Origin of the sequence: Marichromatium sp. AB32, from assembly GCF_003718675.1 — a bacterium.
Lineage (GTDB): Bacteria > Pseudomonadota > Gammaproteobacteria > Chromatiales > Chromatiaceae > Marichromatium > Marichromatium gracile.
The window spans coordinates 1-16749 of record NZ_RHFJ01000065.1 but is presented as its reverse complement, the minus strand read 5'-3'; the positions used below and the strand labels follow the sequence as shown (position 1 = coordinate 16749).

Below are 16749 nucleotides of genomic sequence, written 5' to 3'. Positions count from 1 at the left end.
TATTAGAAAATAATTAAATATGGAAATTATTTCCTCTCGGTCTCCCGCAACCGCCGCGCGACCGCGCTGAGATCTTCCCAGGACTTGGCCTTCTGCGCCGGCGAGCGCAGCAGATAGGCAGGATGATAAGTCACCCGCAGCGGAATGCGCGCATCGCCGACCTCGAACCAGCGCCCCCGCAGCCGACCCACGCTGACATCGGTATTGAGCAGGTGTTGGGCCGAGATCCGCCCCAGCGAGAGGATCAGTGTCGGCTCGATGAGCGCGATCTGACGTTGCAGATAGCCCTCGCAGCGGGCCATCTCCTCGGGGTGCGGGTCACGATTGCCGGGCGGGCGACACTTGAGCACATTGGCGATGAAGACCTCCTCGCGCGCCAGCCCGATCGCCTCGAGCATGCGCGTGAGCAGTTGCCCCGCCCGTCCGACGAACGGCTCGCCCTGACGATCCTCGTCGGCGCCCGGGGCCTCGCCGATCAGCATCAGCCGCGCATTGCGCGCACCGCTGCCGAAGACGCTGTGCTGTCGGGTCTCGTGCAGCGCACAGCCACGACAGCCGTGCACCGCGCGCGCCAGCTGCTCCCAATCCATCGTGGCGACCGCCGGGACCGCGGCGGATGCGGCTGGCGCGAACAGATCATCGGCCGGCGGCTCGGGCGCGGGCGCGCGCGGCGCCACCGTGCGCTCGGTGAAGGGCGCCGGCTCGGACGAGGACGGTGCGCAGGGCGGCGGCATCGGTACCGGCGGCGGCTCGGGGGCGCGCGGCGCGGGCCGGGGCCGTGCCGGCTCGAGGGTCGCGGGCGGCGCCTGTGGCGGGACCGCCGGCGGCATCTCGAGCGGCGCCGCCGCGGCGCCGTCGTGCTCGTCCGCGCGCGGCTGCCAGGCATGCACCCCCATCCGCGCCAGATAGCTCAGACGACGTTGCTCGTCCATCCCGACTCAGACGTCCGCGCCCTGCGGGTGGGCGCGGCGGGCGCCGTGCAGCACCTTGTTGCAGGCGTTGACATAGGCCTTGGCCGAGGCGATGACGATATCGATGTCGGCGCCCTGCCCGTTGACCACGCGCCCGCCCTTCTCCAGTCGCACCGTCACCTCGCCCTGGGCGTCGGTACCGCTGGTGATGGCGTTGACCGAGTAGAGCTTGAGCTCGGCGCCGCTCTCGACCACCGACTCGATGGCGCGGAAGGCGGCGTCGACCGGACCGCTGCCGCTCGCCGCCGCGCTGCGCTCGGCGCCGTCGATGGCGAGCACCAGCTCGGCGTTCGGGGTCTCGCCGGTCTCCGAGCACACCCGCAGCGAGACCAGCTTGACGCGCTCGTTGGCGGCATCGAGGTTGGCGTCGGTGACCAGTGCCTGGAGGTCCTCGTCGAAGATCTCGTGCTTCTTGTCGGCGAGATCCTTGAAGCGGGCGAAGGCGGCGTTGAGCTCCTCCTCGGAGGCGAACTCGATGCCGAGGTCGTGGAGCCGGCTGCGGAAGGCGTTACGCCCCGAGTGCTTGCCCAACACCATGCGGTTCTCGCTCCAGCCGACGTCCTGGGCGCGCATGATCTCGTAGGTCTCGCGGTTCTTCAGCACGCCGTCCTGGTGGATGCCCGACTCGTGGGCGAAGGCGTTGGCGCCGACCACCGCCTTGTTGGGCTGGACGGTGAAGCCGGTGATGCCCGAGACCAGACGCGAGCAGGTGACGATCTGGGTGGTGTCGAGCCGGGTGTCGCAGTCGAAGAGGTCCTGACGGGTGCGCACCGCCATCGCGATCTCCTCGAGCGCAGCGTTGCCGGCGCGCTCGCCCAGCCCGTTGATGGTGCACTCGACCTGGCGCGCGCCGTTGCGCACCGCCGCCAGGGAGTTGGCCACCGCCAGCCCGAGGTCGTTGTGACAGTGCACCGAGAGCACCGCGCGATCGGCGTTGGGCACGCGCTCGCGCAGCGCCGCGATCACCGCGCCGAACTGGTCGGGGATGTTGTAGCCGACGGTGTCGGGGATGTTCACCGTGGTCGCCCCGGCCTCGATCACCGCCTCGGTGATGCGACAGAGGAAGTCGATCTCCGAGCGCCCGGCGTCCTCGGCCGAGAACTCGACGTCGTCGGTATAGCGCCGCGCCCGCCGCACCGCCGCCACCGCCTGCTCGATCACCTGCTCGGGCTGCATCCGCAGCTTCTTCTCCATGTGGATCGGCGAGGTGGCGATGAAGGTGTGGATACGTCCGGCGTTGGCCTTGGCCAGCGCCTCACCGGCGCGATCGATGTCCTTGTCGAGCGCCCGCGCCAGACCACAGACACGGCTGTCCTTGATCTGCTCGGCGACCGCCGCGACCGCCTCGAAGTCGCCCGGGCTGGCGATCGGGAAACCGGCCTCGATGACGTCCACGCGCAGCCGCTCCAGGGCCTTGGCGATGCGCACCTTCTCGTCGCGCGTCATCGAGGCCCCGGGGCTCTGCTCGCCGTCGCGCAGGGTGGTGTCGAAGATGATCAAGTGGTCTTTGTCGCTCATGGCTCTTCTCTCGCTACGCCTGGAGGCCCTGCCAGGCCGGTGCTGATGGCTGTTGGGGCCGCGTGCCCCGCCGTCGTCCACCACGGGACGACGCCCCGGCCCGCTCAGCGGGTGGAGCGGACTGCGGACCTGGGACGGGGTGGGGAGACAGGTCGACGCGGCGCGTCTCCGCATCTTCGCAGCCTCGCCCCGCGCTGTCACTGGGTTGTCGACGATGATGCTGGTAAATTTGCCGGAGACGTCGACGAGACGCCACCGAGCGGTCCCCGATCATGCCCGTCACCGACACCACCAACCTCCCCATGCCGGATCTGCACGATCTCGAGCTGCTGTTGCGCGCCGACACCCCGATCCTGATCATCGAATCGGTCGAGGAGGCGCGCGTGGTCGAGCTGTTCGCCGGGCTGGCGATCCGTCTCGGCCTGCCCGCCTTCCGCTGGACGGTGACCGAGGGACTGCGCCGGCTCGAGTTCGACGCCGAGCCGCAACGCAACCTCGCCGAGCCGCGCCAGGCGCTGCGTCACATCCACGCGCTCGATCAGCCCGGGCTCTATCTGCTGCTCGACTTCCACCCCTATCTCGACGACCCGATCCACGTCCGTCTGCTCAAGGAGATCGCCCAGACCCATGCCACCTGCGCACGCACCCTGGTGCTGGTCAGCCACGGGCTCGAACTGCCCGCCGAGCTGCGTCATCTGAGCGTGCGCTTCCAGCTGCGCCTGCCCGAGCGCAAGCGCATCATGGAGCTGATCCGCGAGGAGGCCCGCGCCTGGCAGGAGGCCGCGCCCGGGCGCGCGCTGCGCGCCAGCCGCGAGGCCGTCGAGCAGCTGGCCAACAACCTGCTCGGTCTCACCGAGTCCGATGCCCGGCGGCTGATCCGCAACGCGGTGCGCGACGACGGCGCCATCACCCGCGACGACGTCGCCGCCCTGCGCCGCGCCAAGTACGCCCTGCTCAGCCCCGACGGCGTGGTCTCCTTCGAGTACGACACCCGCACCTTCGCCGACATCGCCGGGCTCGACAACCTCAAGGCCTGGCTCGACCGCCGCCGCGCGCCCTTCCTCGACGCCGACGAGCGCCGCGACCGCCCGCGCGGCATCCTCCTGCTCGGGGTCCAGGGCGGCGGCAAGAGCCTCGCGGCCAAGGCCGTCGCCGGACGCTTCGGGGTGGCGCTGCTGCGTCTCGACTTCGCCACCCTCTACGACAAGTACATCGGCGAGACCGAGAAGAACCTGCGCCAGGCGCTGCGCACCGCCGAGGTGATGGCACCCTGCGTGCTGTGGATCGACGAGATCGAGAAGGGGCTGGCCAGCGGCTCGGGCGACGAGGGCGTCGGCCGACGCGTGCTCGGCACCCTGCTCACCTGGATGGCCGAACGGCGCGCCCGGGTCTTCCTGGTGGCCACCGCCAACGACGTCTCGCATCTGCCGCCCGAGCTGCTGCGCAAGGGCCGCATCGACGAGCTGTTCTTCGTCGACCTGCCCGATGCCGGGGTGCGCCGCGAGGTCTTCGCCATCCATCTCGCGCGCCGCGGCATCGACCCGACCGCACTCGACCTCGACACCCTCGCCGCGGCGAGCGAGGGCTTCACCGGCGCCGGGATCGAGCAGGCGGTGGTCGCCGCCTGCTATGCCGAGGACGGCGCCGAGCGCCGCCCCGACACCGAGGCGCTGCTCGCCGAGCTGGCCGCCACCCAGCCGCTGGCGGTGGTGATGGAGGAGCGGATCGCGGCGTTGCGCGCCTGGGCGCGCGAGCGCACCGTCCCGGCCCACAGCCCGGCGGAGACGGACTGAACCAGACGCACCCTCACCGCCACGCTTGACAATCGCCCCGCCGCAACGACTATCCAGCGATCAGACGACGATCGGCCCGCCGCCACAGACGCAGGCGCCATCACGGCGCGGTGCATGATCGGGCCCGTCCATTCCGCGAGAGCAGACGATGCAATACAAGGATTACTACAAGACCCTCGGGGTGGCGCGCGACGCCTCCCAGGACGAGATCAAGCGGGCCTATCGCAAGCTCGCGCGCAAGTACCACCCGGACGTCAGCAAGGAGTCCGACGCCGAGGCCCGCTTCAAGGAGATCAACGAGGCCAACGAGGTGCTGCACGATCCCGAGAAGCGCGCCGCCTACGATGCGCTCGGCAGCGGCTGGCGCGCCGGTCAGGACTTCCGCCCGCCGCCCGGCGGCGGGCGCCGCGGCAACTACCGCTTCGACGCCGATGACGTCGGCGACTTCAGCGACTTCTTCTCCAGCATCTTCGGGCGCGCCTTCGGCGGCGCCGAGCCGCCGCGACGCCGCGGCCAGGACCAGACGGTGCGCATCGCCCTCGATCTCGACGAGGCCTATCGCGGCGTCACCCGCCAGGTACGGGTCGAGTCCTCGGGCAACGCCCGCACCCTCAAGGTCCGCATCCCCGCCGGGGTCACCCAGGGCCGACAGATCCGGCTCGCCGGCCAGGGCGGCGCCGGGCTCGGCGGCGGACCGGCCGGCGATCTCTATCTCGAGGTCGAGCTGAAGCCCCACCCGCACTTCACCCCGGACGGACGCGACATCCACCTGCGCCTGCCCCTGGCGCCCTGGGAGGCGGCGCTCGGGGCCGCGGTGAGCGTGCCCACCCTCGGCGGCACCGTCAGCCTGAAGATCCCGCCGGGCTCGCAGTCCGGGCAGCGGCTGCGGCTCAAGGGGCGCGGGCTGCCCGGCGATCCGCCCGGCGACACCCTGGTGACGCTCGAGATCCAGGCGCCGCCGGCAACCACCGAGGCGGCACGGCGCGCCTATCGCAAACTCGCCGAGCAGCTAGACTTCAACCCGCGCGCCGACCTCGGGGTGTAGCGCGCGGCTCAACGAGGGAGGACATCGCCGATGCAGCAGCTGGAGCGGATCTTCGAGGGCATCGTGCTCGACGAGGGCCTGAGCCTGTCGCTGGTCGAGCTGTGCGTGCTCTGCGACGCCGAGCACCACCTGGTCGAGTGCATGGTCGCCGAGGGGCTGCTCAACCCCTGCGGCAGCCTCCCCGCCGAGTGGCGCTTCGACGGGATCGCGGTGCGCCGCGCGCGCCGCGCCGTGCGGCTGCGCCACGACCTCGACCTCAACCTCGCCGGTACCGCGCTGGCGCTCGACCTGCTCGAGGAGAACGAGCGCCTGCGCGAGCGGCTGCAGGTGCTCGAACAGCACCTCGGCGCCCCCGGCACGCCGCGCTGAGCGAGGCTCAGGCGACCTCCAGACGCATCGACAGATCGACCGCGGTCACGTCCTTGGTGAGCGCGCCGACCGAGATGCGGTCGACCCCGGTCTCGGCGATCGCGCGGATGGTCTCGAGGTTCACCCCGCCGGAGGCCTCCAACCGCGCCCGCCCGGCGTTCAGCGCCACCGCCTCGCGCAACTGATCGTTGTCGAAGTTGTCGAGCAGCACCGTCGGCGCGCCGGCGGCCAGCGCCTGCTCGAGTTCGGCGAGCGACTCGACCTCGACGATGATCTCCAAGCCGGTCTGCAGCGCCTGCGCCGCGGTCACCGCCGCGGCGATCGAGCCGGCGGCGAGGATGTGGTTCTCCTTGATGAGGATGGCGTCGTGCAGCCCCATGCGGTGGTTGATGCCGCCACCGCAGCGCACCGCGTACTTCTGCTGCAACCGCAGCCCCGGCAGGGTCTTGCGGGTGTCGAGCACCGCCACCGGCAGCCCGGCGACGGCGTCGGCGAAGCGACGGGTGCGGGTGGCGGTGCCCGAGAGGGTCTGCAGCAGGTTCATCGCCGTGCGCTCGCCGGTGAGCAGCGCGCGCACCGGGCCGGTGATCACGCACAGCCGCTGCCCCGGCGCGACGCGCGCGCCGTCGGCCGCCTCCCAGTCGATGCGGATCGCCGGATCGAGTGCATGGAACACCGCCTCGAACCAGTCCCGACCGCAGAGCACCGCCGACTCGCGGGTGATCAGCTCGGCGCGCGCCTGCTGATCGGCGGGCAGCAGCGCGGCGGTGACGTCGCCACTGCCGAGATCCTCGGCGAGCGCCGCGCGCGCCTGTTCACGGATCAGTGAGGGATCGAGGGGCTGGGGGCTGTGCATGGGTATCGGTGTCCTGTGTCGTCGGCGACCGGGCGCACCACCGGCGGGCGCCCATCGAGGGAGGCGATCATGCCACAGCCGTGCCGTCCGGGCGCAGCCAGGGCGCCGGGGTCATCACAGCGTTGACGCCGCCGGCGCGGCTCATTAACGTTCGTCGCGTACCTGATGCGCGCACGGCGCCGGTGACGACCCGAGGAGGCTGACGCGATGACACGAGTGGCATTGGTGACCGGCGCGGCGGGCTTCATCGGCGGCCATCTGGTCGAGTCGCTGCGCACCGACGGGATCGCGGTGCGCGCCCTGGTGCGTCCCGGCGAGGACTGCGCGGCGTTGAGCGCCTGCGGCGCCGAGATCCGTCACGGCGACCTCCTCGACGCGACGAGCCTGGAGGCGGCGCTCGCCGGGGTCGGGCAGGTCTATCACCTCGCCGCCATCTCCAGACACGACGCCCGGGTCCCCGACGCGCGCTACCGGGCGGTCAACGTCGAGGGCACCCGGCTGCTGCTCGAGGCCGCGCGCCGCGCCGGCGCGCGCCGTTTCGTGTTCACCGGCACCATCGAGGCGGTGGGCACCTCGCGCGACGGGCGCCCGCTCACCGAGGACAGCCCCCAGCACCCGCGCAACATCTATGGCCGGAGCAAGCTCGAGGCCGAGCGGCTGGTGCGCGAGGCCGCCGCCGACGGCACTCTGGAGACCGTGGTGGTGCGCCCGCCGATGACCTATGGCGAGCGCGAGCCGATCCTGCTCGGGCGGCTCTTCCGGGTGATCGAGAAGGGCGTCTACCCGCTGATCGGCCCGCGCGAGGTGCTCACCGAGTTCTGCTATGTCGGCAACCAGGTCGCCGGGCTGCGCCTGGCCGCCGAGCACGGCCGTCCGGGCGAGGTCTATTTCATCTCCGACGCGCGCTCCTACTCGCTCGAGGAGATCGTCCACGCCATCGCCGCCGAGCTGGGGGTGCGGGTGTGGACCCCGCGCCTCCCGATCCCGCTGGCGCGCGCCATCGGGCTCGGCTTCGAGGGGCTGGGCAAGGTGCTGCCCTTCTACCCCTTCCTCATCCCCCAGACCGGACGCCCGCCGTTCTCGCGCAAGACCGTCGAGTGGACCGCCGAGAGCCGGCTCTATGTCGACATCGGCAAGGCCCGCGCCGAGCTCGGCTACCGCCCGCCCCACTCGCTCGCCGCGGGCATCGCCCGCACCGTCGCCTGGTATCGCGACCAGGGCCTGCTGCGCCCGCCGCGCAACTGACCTCAACCCACACCGCCACGGACCCCCGAGATGCCGCTACCGCTGTTCGACCGTCTGCGCCGCCGCCAGGAGATCATCGTCGTCTCCGGCCTGCCCCGCTCGGGCACCTCGATGATGACCGCCATGCTCGCCGCCGGCGGGGTGGAGGTGTTCAGCGACGCCGCGCGCGCGGCCGACGCCGACAACCCGCGCGGCTATTTCGAGCACGAACGGGTGAAACGGCTGCGCCAGGAGGATCCGGGCTGGCTGCGCGCGGCCCGCGGCAAGGCGATCAAGGTGGTCGCGCCGCTGCTCGACGCCCTGCCCCCGGGACACCGCTATCGGGTGCTGTTCATGCGCCGCGACCTCGGCGAGGTGCTGGCCTCGCAGCGCGCCATGCTGGTGCGTCGCGGCACCGATCCCGACAAGATCGACGACGCCACCCTGGAGACGCTCTACCGCCGCCAGCTCGCCGCGCTCGAGGGCTGGCTCGCCGCGCAGCGTCACATCCAGGTGCTCGACGTCGACTATGCGCGCGCCATCGCCGAGCCCGCCGCCGAGGCGGCGCGCGTGGCCGACTTCCTCGACCGCCCGCTCGACCGCGAGGCGATGGCCGCGGTCGCCGACCCCGGGCTCTACCGCCAGCGCCGGGGGGGCGCGCGATGATCGTGCACGAGCACCCGGCGCGCGACCTGCTGCGGCTGCTGATCTGGTACCCGCTGCGCTGGTTCTGCGCGCGCGCGCCGATCGCGCTCAACCTGCGGCTGTTCGCCGCCATGGGGCGCTTGCACCTGGCGCTCTCCGGCACGCGTCGCGCGCAACTGCGCGCGCTCTTCGGTCGCGCCTATCCCGCCGCCGACGCGGCGCGGATCGCCGCCTGGAGCCGCACCTATCTGATCAACCACTATGTCGACCGGCTGTCGATCTTCCACTACCACCGGCTGCGCGGGCGGGCGCTGTCGCGGGTGATCGAGATCGCCGGGCGCGACCGGCTCGACGCCGCGCTCGCCGAGGGTCGCGGCTGCGTGCTGGTGCACGCCCATCTCGGCCCCTCGCAGCTGCCGCTGGTCGCGCTCGGTCGTCTCGGCTACCCGATGACCCAGCTCGGGCTGCGCTCGGCGCGGGGGCTCTCCTTCATCGGTCGGCGCGTCCAGCTCCACCACCGGCTGCGCCTCGAGGAGGCCTTCCCGGCCGAGATGATCTATGTCGCGCGCTTCCAGCGTCAGCTCTACCGCAGCCTCGCCGCCGGGCGGGTGCTGATGATGGCCGGCGACGGCACCGGCACCGCCGAGCGCTACGGCCATCACCTGCCCCACGCCTGCTGCGGTCACACCCTGGAGCTGCCGCTCGGCCCCTTCCGCCTGGCACAACGCGCCAGCGCGCCGCTGCGCTTCCTCTTCCTCGTCCGCGACGGCGCATACCGCTACCGCGCGGTGATCGAGTCGCCGCCGCCCGGGGCCGAGACCCCGGAGCAATTGCAGCAGGCCTTCGTCGCGCGGCTGCGTCACTGGATCGACAGCGATCCCGGGCTGTGGCAGTTCTGGGACCAGTTCGCCCCCGCCGCGGCCTCGGCGCCGAGCATCTCGCAGAGCACCGCGAACACCTGATCGACCCCGAGCTGGCGCATGCACCACTGTCGCTCGGGATGACGACAGCCGTGCTCGTCGCACTCGGCGCGACACCACAGCCCCGCGACCTCGACCACCCGGTGTCCGAGGCCGTAGGGACCGGTCTCGACGCTCGACGAGGGCCCGAACAGCGCCAGCGCCGGGGTGCCGACGGCCGCAGCCAGGTGCATCGGCGCGCTGTCGTTGCACACCAGCACCCGCGCCTCGCGCAGCAGCGCGGCCATCGCCCGCAGCCCGAGCCGGCCGCTGAGATCGTGCACCCGGGGCCCGCCGGCGCCGACCACCTCGGCCACCAGGGCGCGCTCGCCGGGGGCGCCGAGCACCACCACCGCGAGTCCCAGCCGACGTGCGACGCGCTCGACCAGCGCGGCATAGCGCGCCGCCGGCCAGCGCTTGAGCGCCAGGCGCGAGCCCGGGTGGACGGCGACGAAGGGCGCGGCGAGGCCCTGCTCGGCGAGCAGCCGCGCGAGCGCCGCGCGCTCGGCGGCGCTGTGGTGGACGTCCCAGTGCACGCCCTCGACCCGACAGCCGAGTGCGCGACAGAGATCGAGGTGATACTCCACCTTGTGTCGCACCCCCGGATAGGGCACCACCCGGGTGAGCATCCAGGCCCCGCCACCGACGCCGTAGCTGACCTTGTGGGTCGCCCGCAGCGGGCGCACCAGCATCAGGATCTCGCGGATGTCGGCGCGCGCCTCGATCACCAGATCGAAGCGCCGGCGGCGCATCCGCCAGCGCCAGCGCAGATAGTCGAGCGGACCGCTGCGATCGCTGAACCAGAAGGGGTCGTAGGTGATCAGCGCGTCGAGGTCGGGGTTGCCCTCGAGCAACGGCGCCGCGCCGGCGGCGGTGAGCAGGGTGATGCGCGCGCCGGGGAAGCGCTCGCGCAGCGGGCGCAGCATCGGCACCGTCATCATCACGTCGCCGAGATAGAGGGTGCGGATCAGCAGGATCTCGCGCACCTCGGCGGGGTCGAGCGGGCGCGCCCGGCGCCATTGCCGCCAGGGCAGGCTCAGGGTCGCGCCGATCAGGTCGGCGAGCCGGGTCAGACGCCGCTTGCGGGCGTTGACGATCTTGTAGGGACCGGTGCTCATGCGCCCTCCTCGGTGGGACTGCTGGCCGCGGCGGCGCGACGCGCGCGCAGCCGACCGATGCGCCCCTTGAGCCAGAGCAGGGCGTCGAAGGCACGGTCGAGATGACGGGTGCGCGGGTTGGTGTAGTAGCGCGGATAGAGCAGCGGGTCGTCGGGATCGACCACCCCCTCCTCCAGGGCGATGCGGTGCAGCCCGGTGTGCGGCTCGATGCGCAGCACGCTGAACTCGAAGTGCACCCGACGCCCCAGACGCAGCCTGGCGCGGAGCACGAAGAACAGGATCGAGAGCAGGTTGCCGAGGGTCTGGCCGGGCGGGTTGCGGAAGAAGTTGTAGCTCACCTCCAGCCCGGGGTGGCGCGAGAGCAGACGGTAGATGCGCAGGATGTCGGCGCGACGCATGTCCTTGCCGAGACGGCGCAGCGTCGGATCGGCGATGGCGTCGGGCGAGAAGATGGCGTGGACGCAACCGGCGCGCACCGCCAGCGCCATGAACGCGGCATCGGCGTGACGCTCGTTGATCCACGCCGACCAGCGCGCCCGCACCCCGCGCGCGATCAGCTCGCGACAGATGCGCTCGGCATGGGCGCGCGGCAGGTTGAACACCGAGTCGACGAAGGTGAAGCGCTCCACCCCGTGATCGCGCACCAGGGCCTCGATCTCGTCGACGATCAGCCGCGGGTCGCGCAGCCGCATCCGCTTGCCGTTGAGATAGCCGTAGATGCAGTAGACACAGCTCAGCGGGCAGCCGCGCTTGGTCTCCACCCCGATGGCGTCGACGAAACCCGCGCGATAGTCGCCGACCCGCAGCGCGCCGCGCTCGGGCAACGCGATGGCGTCGAGATCGACCGGTCCCTGCAGCGGCCCGGAGAAGTGCAGCGCGCCGTCGCGCCGATAGAACACCGAGGGTACGGTCTCGGGACGGTCGAGACGCTTGAGCAGCAGTTGCAACGTCTCCTCGCCCTCGAGGTGCACGCCGAGGTCGAGGCGCGGCTCGGCCTCCATGATCTCGCGCGCGAACATCGAGAAGCCCGAGCCGCCGATGATCACCGGCGCGCGAGCATGCCGCTCGATCACCTCCAGCAGCTCGCCGAGCAACGGGTAGTAGAAGACCACCTCGCGCTTGTTGGTCGAGTCGATGTTGCGCAGCGAGATGCCGATCGCCTCGGGCGCGAACTCGGCCAGCGCCTCGGCGAGCGCGGCGCGCGGCGACTCGACCAGGTTGGTGTCGAGCACCCGCACCTGGTGGCCGACGAGGTTCGCCGCCAGGCTGCCGAGCCCGATGGGGAAGACCAGCGGCTCGTTGCCGCCGAGAAAGGCCTGGATCAGCAACACCCTCATGCCGCGCGCCCCCCGGCCGGGCGCAACCGCGCCTTGAGCGCGCGCAGCGCGCGATAGAGCCAGGCGAAGCCCGGGCGCAGCGGCGCGGCGCCGAGCACCCGCCCGAGCGGCCGGCTGGCGAGCAGTCGCAGCAGCGGCCCCGGCATGCGCCCGCCCTGGGCGAGCGCGAACAGCAGGTTGGGATAGCTGCCGGCGCGCATGTTGTAGCTCTTGGCATAGACGTCGCGATGGGCATCGCGCACATGACCGTCGCGCACCCCCATGCGATGCAGCTCGGTGCCCGGATAGAGCACCAGCGAGAAGGGCTGGAGACGGTAGGGCTTGGGCAGGCGGGCGATCAGACGCAGGCTCTCGAGGGTGTCCTCGGTGCGCTCGTAGGGCACGTCGAGCAGGAAGTCGTAGCTCGGCGGGAACATCCGCGCGCGATAGCGGTTGATGATCCGCGCCGCGCGCAGCACCCGGCGGTTGTCCATGCGGGCGCGGTTGTAGAGCGCCTGCATCCGCGCGCTGCCGCTCTCGATGCCCATCTGCACGTAGACCAGACCGGCGTCGACCAGCAGCGCCATCTTCTCCTCGGTCACCGTCAGCGGGCTGGCCAGACAGGAGAAGGGCAGCCCGATGCGTTCCTTGTAGGCGGCGCAGAAGGCCGCCAGCGAGGCGCTCGGGCGCGAGAAGAAGGCATCGTCCGAGATCCACACGAAGCCGATGTCCGGGAAGCGGCGCTTGACCTGCTCGAGCTCGTCGATGACGTGCTCGACGCTGCGCCAGCGCAGATAGCCGCGCTTGTCGTAGAGGTTCTTGAGCGCGTCGTTGGCGCAGTAGGAGCACTTGTGCGGACAGCCGCGCCCGGTCATGGTCTGGTAGCCCATCTTGCCGAGCAGGTTGGAGACGGTGCCGGTACGCAGGTGGCGCTCGGTGAGTTCGCGGGTGAAGGGGGTGATGGTGCCGTCGGCGACCATGAAGTGGTGATCGGCGAGGCTGTAGTCGGGCGCCGGATAGCGATCGAGGTCGCGCAGCAGCGGTCGCGGCGGGTTGCGACTGATCGCCCCGTCCCCCGCCCGCACCCAGAGGTTGGCGAGGGCGTCGATGGCCGCGCCGCGACCGAGCGCGTCGGCGAGATCGAGCAGCGCCTCCTCGCCGTCGCCGACACAGACGATGTCGGCGTGGACGATGCACTCGTCGGGACAGATGGTGGCGTGCACCCCGCCCCAGACCACCGGCACCGAGGTCGCGGCATGGATCGCGTGGGTGATCTGGCGCGCGGCGGCGAAGTAGTTGGTCATCAGGGTGATGCCGACCAGATCGACGTCGCGACACAGTGCCACCAGCTGACGCAGGGTCTCGGGGCGATAGCGCTCCTCGCCGTAGTCCTCGTCGCAGGCCGGGTCGGGCAGGAAGATCATCCGCGTCCAGTGGCCGCGCTCGCGCAGATAGGCCGACATGGTGCGCAGGCCGAACACGGTGATGTCAGGGAAGGGCGAGATCAACGCGATGCGCATCCGCGGGCTCCTCCTCGGTTGCCGGGTCGTGGTCACGCCCCGCCCTCCTGGCGCGGCGCGACCGGGGATGCGTCACGACGATGGCCGCGACGCCGTCCGGCCCTGGCGCACGGCCGGCTCCGCCGGCGCGCGCCTCAGTGCCGGCGTCCGGTCACCCCGGGGTCGACCGGGCGCAACCGCTGCAGATAGCGCGCGATGCGCCACCAGTCGCCGCGCGCCAGCGCCCCGCCGCCTTTGGCGAGCAGCCGCAGCCCCTCGCCGACCCGGGTGACCAGGCCCAGCGGCGCGAGCAGCGCCGGGCGCGAGAACAGCCGCACCGCGCGCTCGCTGATCAGCACCCGATAGACCCAGCGCGGCACGTGCTGGAAGGTTAACAGGTGCAGCAGGAAGTTGGGGTAGGTGCGACGGGGGGCGAAGAACGGCTTGCGATAGAGTGCCGGGCCGGTGTCGGTGAGCAGCCCCTCGGCGACGGCGCGGTCGTAGAGCGGGGTGTGGGGGTAGAACACCAGGTTCGAGACCGCCAGCCCGAACGGCTTGGGCAGCCGGTAGAGCAGCCGCACCGTGTCCATGGCGTCGGCCTCGGTCTCCCAGGGGTTGTCGGTGATGACGTGATAGTCCGGCGGCAGCAGGCGGTCGCGGTGACGGTGCAGCAGCTCGGCGGCGGCCACCACCCGCTCGTTGGACTCGGTGCGGTCGTAGAGACGCTTGATCCGCTCGCTGCCGCTCTGGATGCCGAACTCGACATAGACCAGCCCGGCATCGAGCAGCGCCAGCAGCTTGCGCTCGTTGAGCGTCGAGGGGCTGGCCTGGACGTAGAAGGGCAGACCGACGCGCTCGCGATAGCGCGCGGCGAAGTCCTCGATCTGAGCGCGGGGACGGGCGAAGAAGGTGTCGTCGAAGAACTGGAAGGCCTCGACGAAGGGGAAGCGCTCGCGCACCGCCACCAGCTCCGCGATCACCCGCTCGACACCGCGAAAGCGCAGATAGGGCACCCCGTCCTCGGCGCAGCGCGCCTTGATCGCCGAGACGCTGCAATAGGTACAGCGGTGCGGACAGCCGCGGTCGGTCATGGTGCGAAAGGCGCGTCTGAGGGTACCGCCCGGTCCCGGCAACAGCGGCAGGATCTCGCGCAGCAGCGCGTCGGTGAGCGGCCGGAGGCGCCCGGCGCGCGGATCGAGCACATAGTGATCGTCGTTGGAGAAGTCGAACGGCGGCAGACTGTCGAGATCGTCGATCAGCGGGCGCTGCGGGTTGCGGTGACGCTGCTCGCCCTCGCGCACCCAGAGCCCGCGCACCCGGCGGTGATCGGCGCCGCGCGCCAGACACTCGAGCAGCTCGACCAGGGTGTGCTCGCCCTCGCCGATCACCACCATGTCGGCGTGCTCGAGCGCCTCGTCGGGGCGACTCGAGGGGTGCACCCCGCCCCACACCAGCGGGGCGTCGTGGACCCGGCGCAGGTGCTCGGTGACCTGCAGCGCGCGGTCGAAGTACTGGGTCATGAACGACAGCCCGATCAGGTCGGCGTCGGCGCTCAGCGTCGCGAGATCGTCGAGCACCTCGGGCGGATAGTGATAGATCACCTCGCGATCGGCGCGCAACCGGCCGATGCTGCCGGGCAGGAAGATCAACCGGCACTGGTGACCGCAGGCGCGGACATGGGCCGAGAGCGCGCGCACGTCGAAGGCGCTGATGTCGGGCGGGGTCGGGGTGATCAGGGTGAGCTTCATGCGGGCAGACCTCCGGGTGGGGCCGAGGGCGTCTCGAGCAGCAGCGGCGGCTCGCCCTCCTTGAGCGCGGTCATGCGACGCAGCGCGAGGAACGGCAGGTAATGACAGGGCTGCGCGATCACCCGCCGCTCGAGCAGCCGGGCATAGTCCTGGATCGCCGCGCCCAGCGCCGCCGGGTCGGCGGGGTCGGCGCCCCACTCGAGCGGTGCGCCGATCTCCAGCCGGCTGACCCCGGAGGGCTCGCGCACCAGAAAGGTCGGCAGCACCGCGCAACCGGTGCGCGCGGCGATGCGCAGCGCGCCGGTGGAGAAGCGCGCGCGCGCGCCGAGGAAATCGACCTCGGCCCAGTCGCTGCCGGCGGCGCCGTCGATGGCGATGCCGAGCACCTGATTGGCGCGCAGACAGGCGAAGGCCGGGCGCAACGAGCCGAAGGCGTCGATATGACGCACCGGCAGCGCGCACTCGTGCCGCCAGCGCAGCTCGAGGGTGCGCGCCTCCAGGGGCGAGAAGCGACGATGGCTGATGCGCTCGCGCCACACCAGCGGCGAGGCCCCCATCTGGCACATCCGGTAGCCGGCGTGACCGAGCGCGGGCATCGCCATCTGGTTGGCACCGAAGTGCGCGAGCAGCAGCATCGCGCCCTGACCGCGCGCCAGCGCGGCATCGAGTTCGGACCAGTCGTCGCAGCGCACGAAACCGGCCATCCGCGCCGGCCCGAGGCGCGGGAAGACCAGCACCTCCAGCTCGTTGCAGAGACGGTTCTGGAAGGCCCGGCGCACCCAGCGACGGCGCCGCGGCAGCGCCGCCAGCGCCGGGGCGGCGGCCATCGCCGCGGCGAACTCGGCGGCCTTGCCGCGCGCCAGCAGCGCCACCACCGCGCCCAGCCCGCGCCCCAGCGCGTACAGCCAGGACGGCGGCAACCGCTGCGCCAGCCAGCGCAGCGGATACCAGTGCAGCCACAGCAGCAGGTCCCGGATCAGCATCCGCACCATCACAGATACCCCAGATCCTTGAGCCGTTCGTTGATACAGGCGCTCTCGGCCTCGCTGAAGGGCCGCGTCTCGCCGATGTCGAGGTCGTAGTCGGCGGTGCGCGGCGGGTGGCGGGCGAGGAAATCCGCGCTCAGCGCCTCGGTCAGCACCCGCCCGTCCATGTGGCTCGGCACCGGCTCGCCGAGCAGCGCCATCAGCGTCGGGGCGACGTCGATGATGGCCGCTTCGTCGAATCCGGCGCCGGGGACGATGTCGGGACCGGCGAGCATCAGCACGCCGTTGGGCAGGTGGTTGCCCGACCAGCGGTGCGCAGTGGTCAGCGCGTCGGGCGCGGGACGGATGCCGAGAAAGCCGAGCTCCTGCTCGCCGACGCAGTAATAGCCGGGACTCCAGCGGATGATGATGTCCGGGGTCTGCGCCAGACAGTGCGGATAGACCTCCTCGCGCCGCCACACCCGCTCGATCAGGCGCGCCCCGGTGTCGGGGTCGCGCAGCCCCTCGAGCGCGGCGATCAGCCGCGCGCGCAGCGGCTCGTACTCGGACTCGGGCACCACCCCCTGCGGCTGACGTCCCTGCAGGTTGATCACCAGGTTGCCGTAACCGCCGACCGGGAAGACCTGGGTCCCGGCCATCGCGAAGGCCTCCAGCCCCGGCGGCAGCGCGTCCCCGCCGCGCCGCCCGAGCAGCGCGCGCGCC

Annotated in this window: 15 protein-coding genes; 6 read left to right on the top strand and 9 right to left on the bottom strand. The window is 71.8% G+C overall.

The genetic code is table 11. The annotated features are described in order from the left end of the window. Positions 1-26: 26 nt before the first annotated feature. Together EBL85_RS14625 and EBL85_RS14620 are read right to left on the bottom strand one after the other, a co-directional pair. The gene (locus EBL85_RS14625; protein WP_123143289.1) at positions 27-932 is read right to left on the bottom strand and encodes a uracil-DNA glycosylase family protein; all 906 of its coding nucleotides are present in this window, start codon (positions 930-932) and stop codon (positions 27-29) included. Between the two features lie 6 nt (positions 933-938). Beyond that, positions 939-2489, bottom strand: a complete 1551-nt coding sequence (locus tag EBL85_RS14620) for a 2-isopropylmalate synthase (protein WP_123143288.1) — start codon at positions 2487-2489, stop codon at positions 939-941. A gap of 272 nt (positions 2490-2761) precedes the next feature. Here EBL85_RS14620 and EBL85_RS14615 point away from each other — a divergent pair, with 272 nt between their 5' ends. The 3 genes from EBL85_RS14615 to EBL85_RS14605 all read left to right on the top strand — a co-directional run bounded on the left by EBL85_RS14615 (position 2762) and on the right by EBL85_RS14605 (position 5696). Continuing rightward, the gene (locus EBL85_RS14615; protein WP_123143287.1) at positions 2762-4282 is read left to right on the top strand and encodes an AAA family ATPase; all 1521 of its coding nucleotides are present in this window, start codon (positions 2762-2764) and stop codon (positions 4280-4282) included. Between the two features lie 148 nt (positions 4283-4430). Next, positions 4431-5327 carry a DnaJ C-terminal domain-containing protein gene (locus EBL85_RS14610; protein ID WP_123143286.1) on the top strand — a complete coding sequence of 299 codons (897 nt, stop codon included), beginning with the start codon at positions 4431-4433 and terminating at the stop codon, positions 5325-5327. Positions 5328-5357: 30 nt separating this feature from the next. Continuing rightward, positions 5358-5696: a chaperone modulator CbpM gene (locus EBL85_RS14605; RefSeq protein ID WP_123143285.1), complete on the top strand. Its 339-nt coding sequence runs from the start codon at positions 5358-5360 to the stop codon at positions 5694-5696. Between the two features lie 7 nt (positions 5697-5703). Here the strand turns inward: EBL85_RS14605 and nadC are convergent, their stop codons facing one another. Further along, positions 5704-6552 (bottom strand): carboxylating nicotinate-nucleotide diphosphorylase, encoded by an 849-nt coding sequence (gene nadC, locus EBL85_RS14600; protein ID WP_123143284.1) that lies wholly within the window; start codon positions 6550-6552, stop codon positions 5704-5706. Positions 6553-6759: 207 nt separating this feature from the next. Here nadC and EBL85_RS14595 point away from each other — a divergent pair, with 207 nt between their 5' ends. From EBL85_RS14595 to EBL85_RS14585, 3 genes are read left to right on the top strand one after another with little or no spacing between them, the layout of a single operon-like run. Then, on the top strand, positions 6760-7797 hold the full coding sequence (locus tag EBL85_RS14595) for an NAD(P)-dependent oxidoreductase (RefSeq protein WP_123143283.1): 1038 nt from the start codon (positions 6760-6762) through the stop codon (positions 7795-7797). A 30-nt stretch (positions 7798-7827) separates the two neighbouring features. Further along, positions 7828-8442: a sulfotransferase gene (locus EBL85_RS14590; protein ID WP_123141755.1), complete on the top strand. Its 615-nt coding sequence runs from the start codon at positions 7828-7830 to the stop codon at positions 8440-8442. Beyond that, entirely contained in the window at positions 8439-9383 is a 945-nt protein-coding gene (locus EBL85_RS14585; RefSeq protein ID WP_148040560.1) for a lauroyl acyltransferase, read from the top strand. Before EBL85_RS14590 ends, EBL85_RS14585 begins: the two co-directional genes overlap by 4 nt. Here the strand turns inward: EBL85_RS14585 and EBL85_RS14580 are convergent. The 6 genes from EBL85_RS14580 to EBL85_RS17240 form a co-directional block, all read right to left on the bottom strand. Next, positions 9281-10498: a glycosyltransferase family 9 protein gene (locus tag EBL85_RS14580; protein ID WP_123143281.1), complete on the bottom strand. Its 1218-nt coding sequence runs from the start codon at positions 10496-10498 to the stop codon at positions 9281-9283. The two genes, EBL85_RS14585 and EBL85_RS14580, sit on opposite strands and share 103 nt — an antisense overlap. Further along, positions 10495-11835: a radical SAM protein gene (locus EBL85_RS14575; protein WP_123143280.1), complete on the bottom strand. Its 1341-nt coding sequence runs from the start codon at positions 11833-11835 to the stop codon at positions 10495-10497. Before EBL85_RS14575 ends, EBL85_RS14580 begins: the two co-directional genes overlap by 4 nt. Continuing rightward, entirely contained in the window at positions 11832-13334 is a 1503-nt protein-coding gene (locus tag EBL85_RS14570; RefSeq protein ID WP_123143279.1) for a radical SAM protein, read from the bottom strand. The genes EBL85_RS14575 and EBL85_RS14570 overlap by 4 nt, the downstream gene beginning before the upstream one ends. A gap of 134 nt (positions 13335-13468) precedes the next feature. Further along, positions 13469-15061 carry a radical SAM protein gene (locus EBL85_RS14565; protein ID WP_123143278.1) on the bottom strand — a complete coding sequence of 531 codons (1593 nt, stop codon included), beginning with the start codon at positions 15059-15061 and terminating at the stop codon, positions 13469-13471. Further along, positions 15058-16044: a lysophospholipid acyltransferase family protein gene (locus EBL85_RS14560; protein WP_190287990.1), complete on the bottom strand. Its 987-nt coding sequence runs from the start codon at positions 16042-16044 to the stop codon at positions 15058-15060. The genes EBL85_RS14565 and EBL85_RS14560 overlap by 4 nt, the downstream gene beginning before the upstream one ends. Positions 16045-16052: 8 nt before the next feature. After that, positions 16053-16749, bottom strand: a 697-nt coding sequence (locus EBL85_RS17240; RefSeq protein ID WP_223806162.1) for a hypothetical protein, incomplete at its 5' end; no start/stop codon positions are given.

Coding starts and splice junctions, on each gene's coding strand:
- EBL85_RS14625 (WP_123143289.1), bottom strand. CDS start 932: ATGGACGAGCAACGTCGTCTGAGCTATCTGGCGCGGATGGGGGTGCAT.
- EBL85_RS14620 (WP_123143288.1), bottom strand. CDS start 2,489: ATGAGCGACAAAGACCACTTGATCATCTTCGACACCACCCTGCGCGAC.
- EBL85_RS14615 (WP_123143287.1), top strand. CDS start 2,762: ATGCCCGTCACCGACACCACCAACCTCCCCATGCCGGATCTGCACGAT.
- EBL85_RS14610 (WP_123143286.1), top strand. CDS start 4,431: ATGCAATACAAGGATTACTACAAGACCCTCGGGGTGGCGCGCGACGCC.
- EBL85_RS14605 (WP_123143285.1), top strand. CDS start 5,358: ATGCAGCAGCTGGAGCGGATCTTCGAGGGCATCGTGCTCGACGAGGGC.
- nadC (WP_123143284.1), bottom strand. CDS start 6,552: ATGCACAGCCCCCAGCCCCTCGATCCCTCACTGATCCGTGAACAGGCG.
- EBL85_RS14595 (WP_123143283.1), top strand. CDS start 6,760: ATGACACGAGTGGCATTGGTGACCGGCGCGGCGGGCTTCATCGGCGGC.
- EBL85_RS14590 (WP_123141755.1), top strand. CDS start 7,828: ATGCCGCTACCGCTGTTCGACCGTCTGCGCCGCCGCCAGGAGATCATC.
- EBL85_RS14585 (WP_148040560.1), top strand. CDS start 8,439: ATGATCGTGCACGAGCACCCGGCGCGCGACCTGCTGCGGCTGCTGATC.
- EBL85_RS14580 (WP_123143281.1), bottom strand. CDS start 10,498: ATGAGCACCGGTCCCTACAAGATCGTCAACGCCCGCAAGCGGCGTCTG.
- EBL85_RS14575 (WP_123143280.1), bottom strand. CDS start 11,835: ATGAGGGTGTTGCTGATCCAGGCCTTTCTCGGCGGCAACGAGCCGCTG.
- EBL85_RS14570 (WP_123143279.1), bottom strand. CDS start 13,334: ATGCGCATCGCGTTGATCTCGCCCTTCCCTGACATCACCGTGTTCGGC.
- EBL85_RS14565 (WP_123143278.1), bottom strand. CDS start 15,061: ATGAAGCTCACCCTGATCACCCCGACCCCGCCCGACATCAGCGCCTTC.
- EBL85_RS14560 (WP_190287990.1), bottom strand. CDS start 16,044: ATGCTGATCCGGGACCTGCTGCTGTGGCTGCACTGGTATCCGCTGCGC.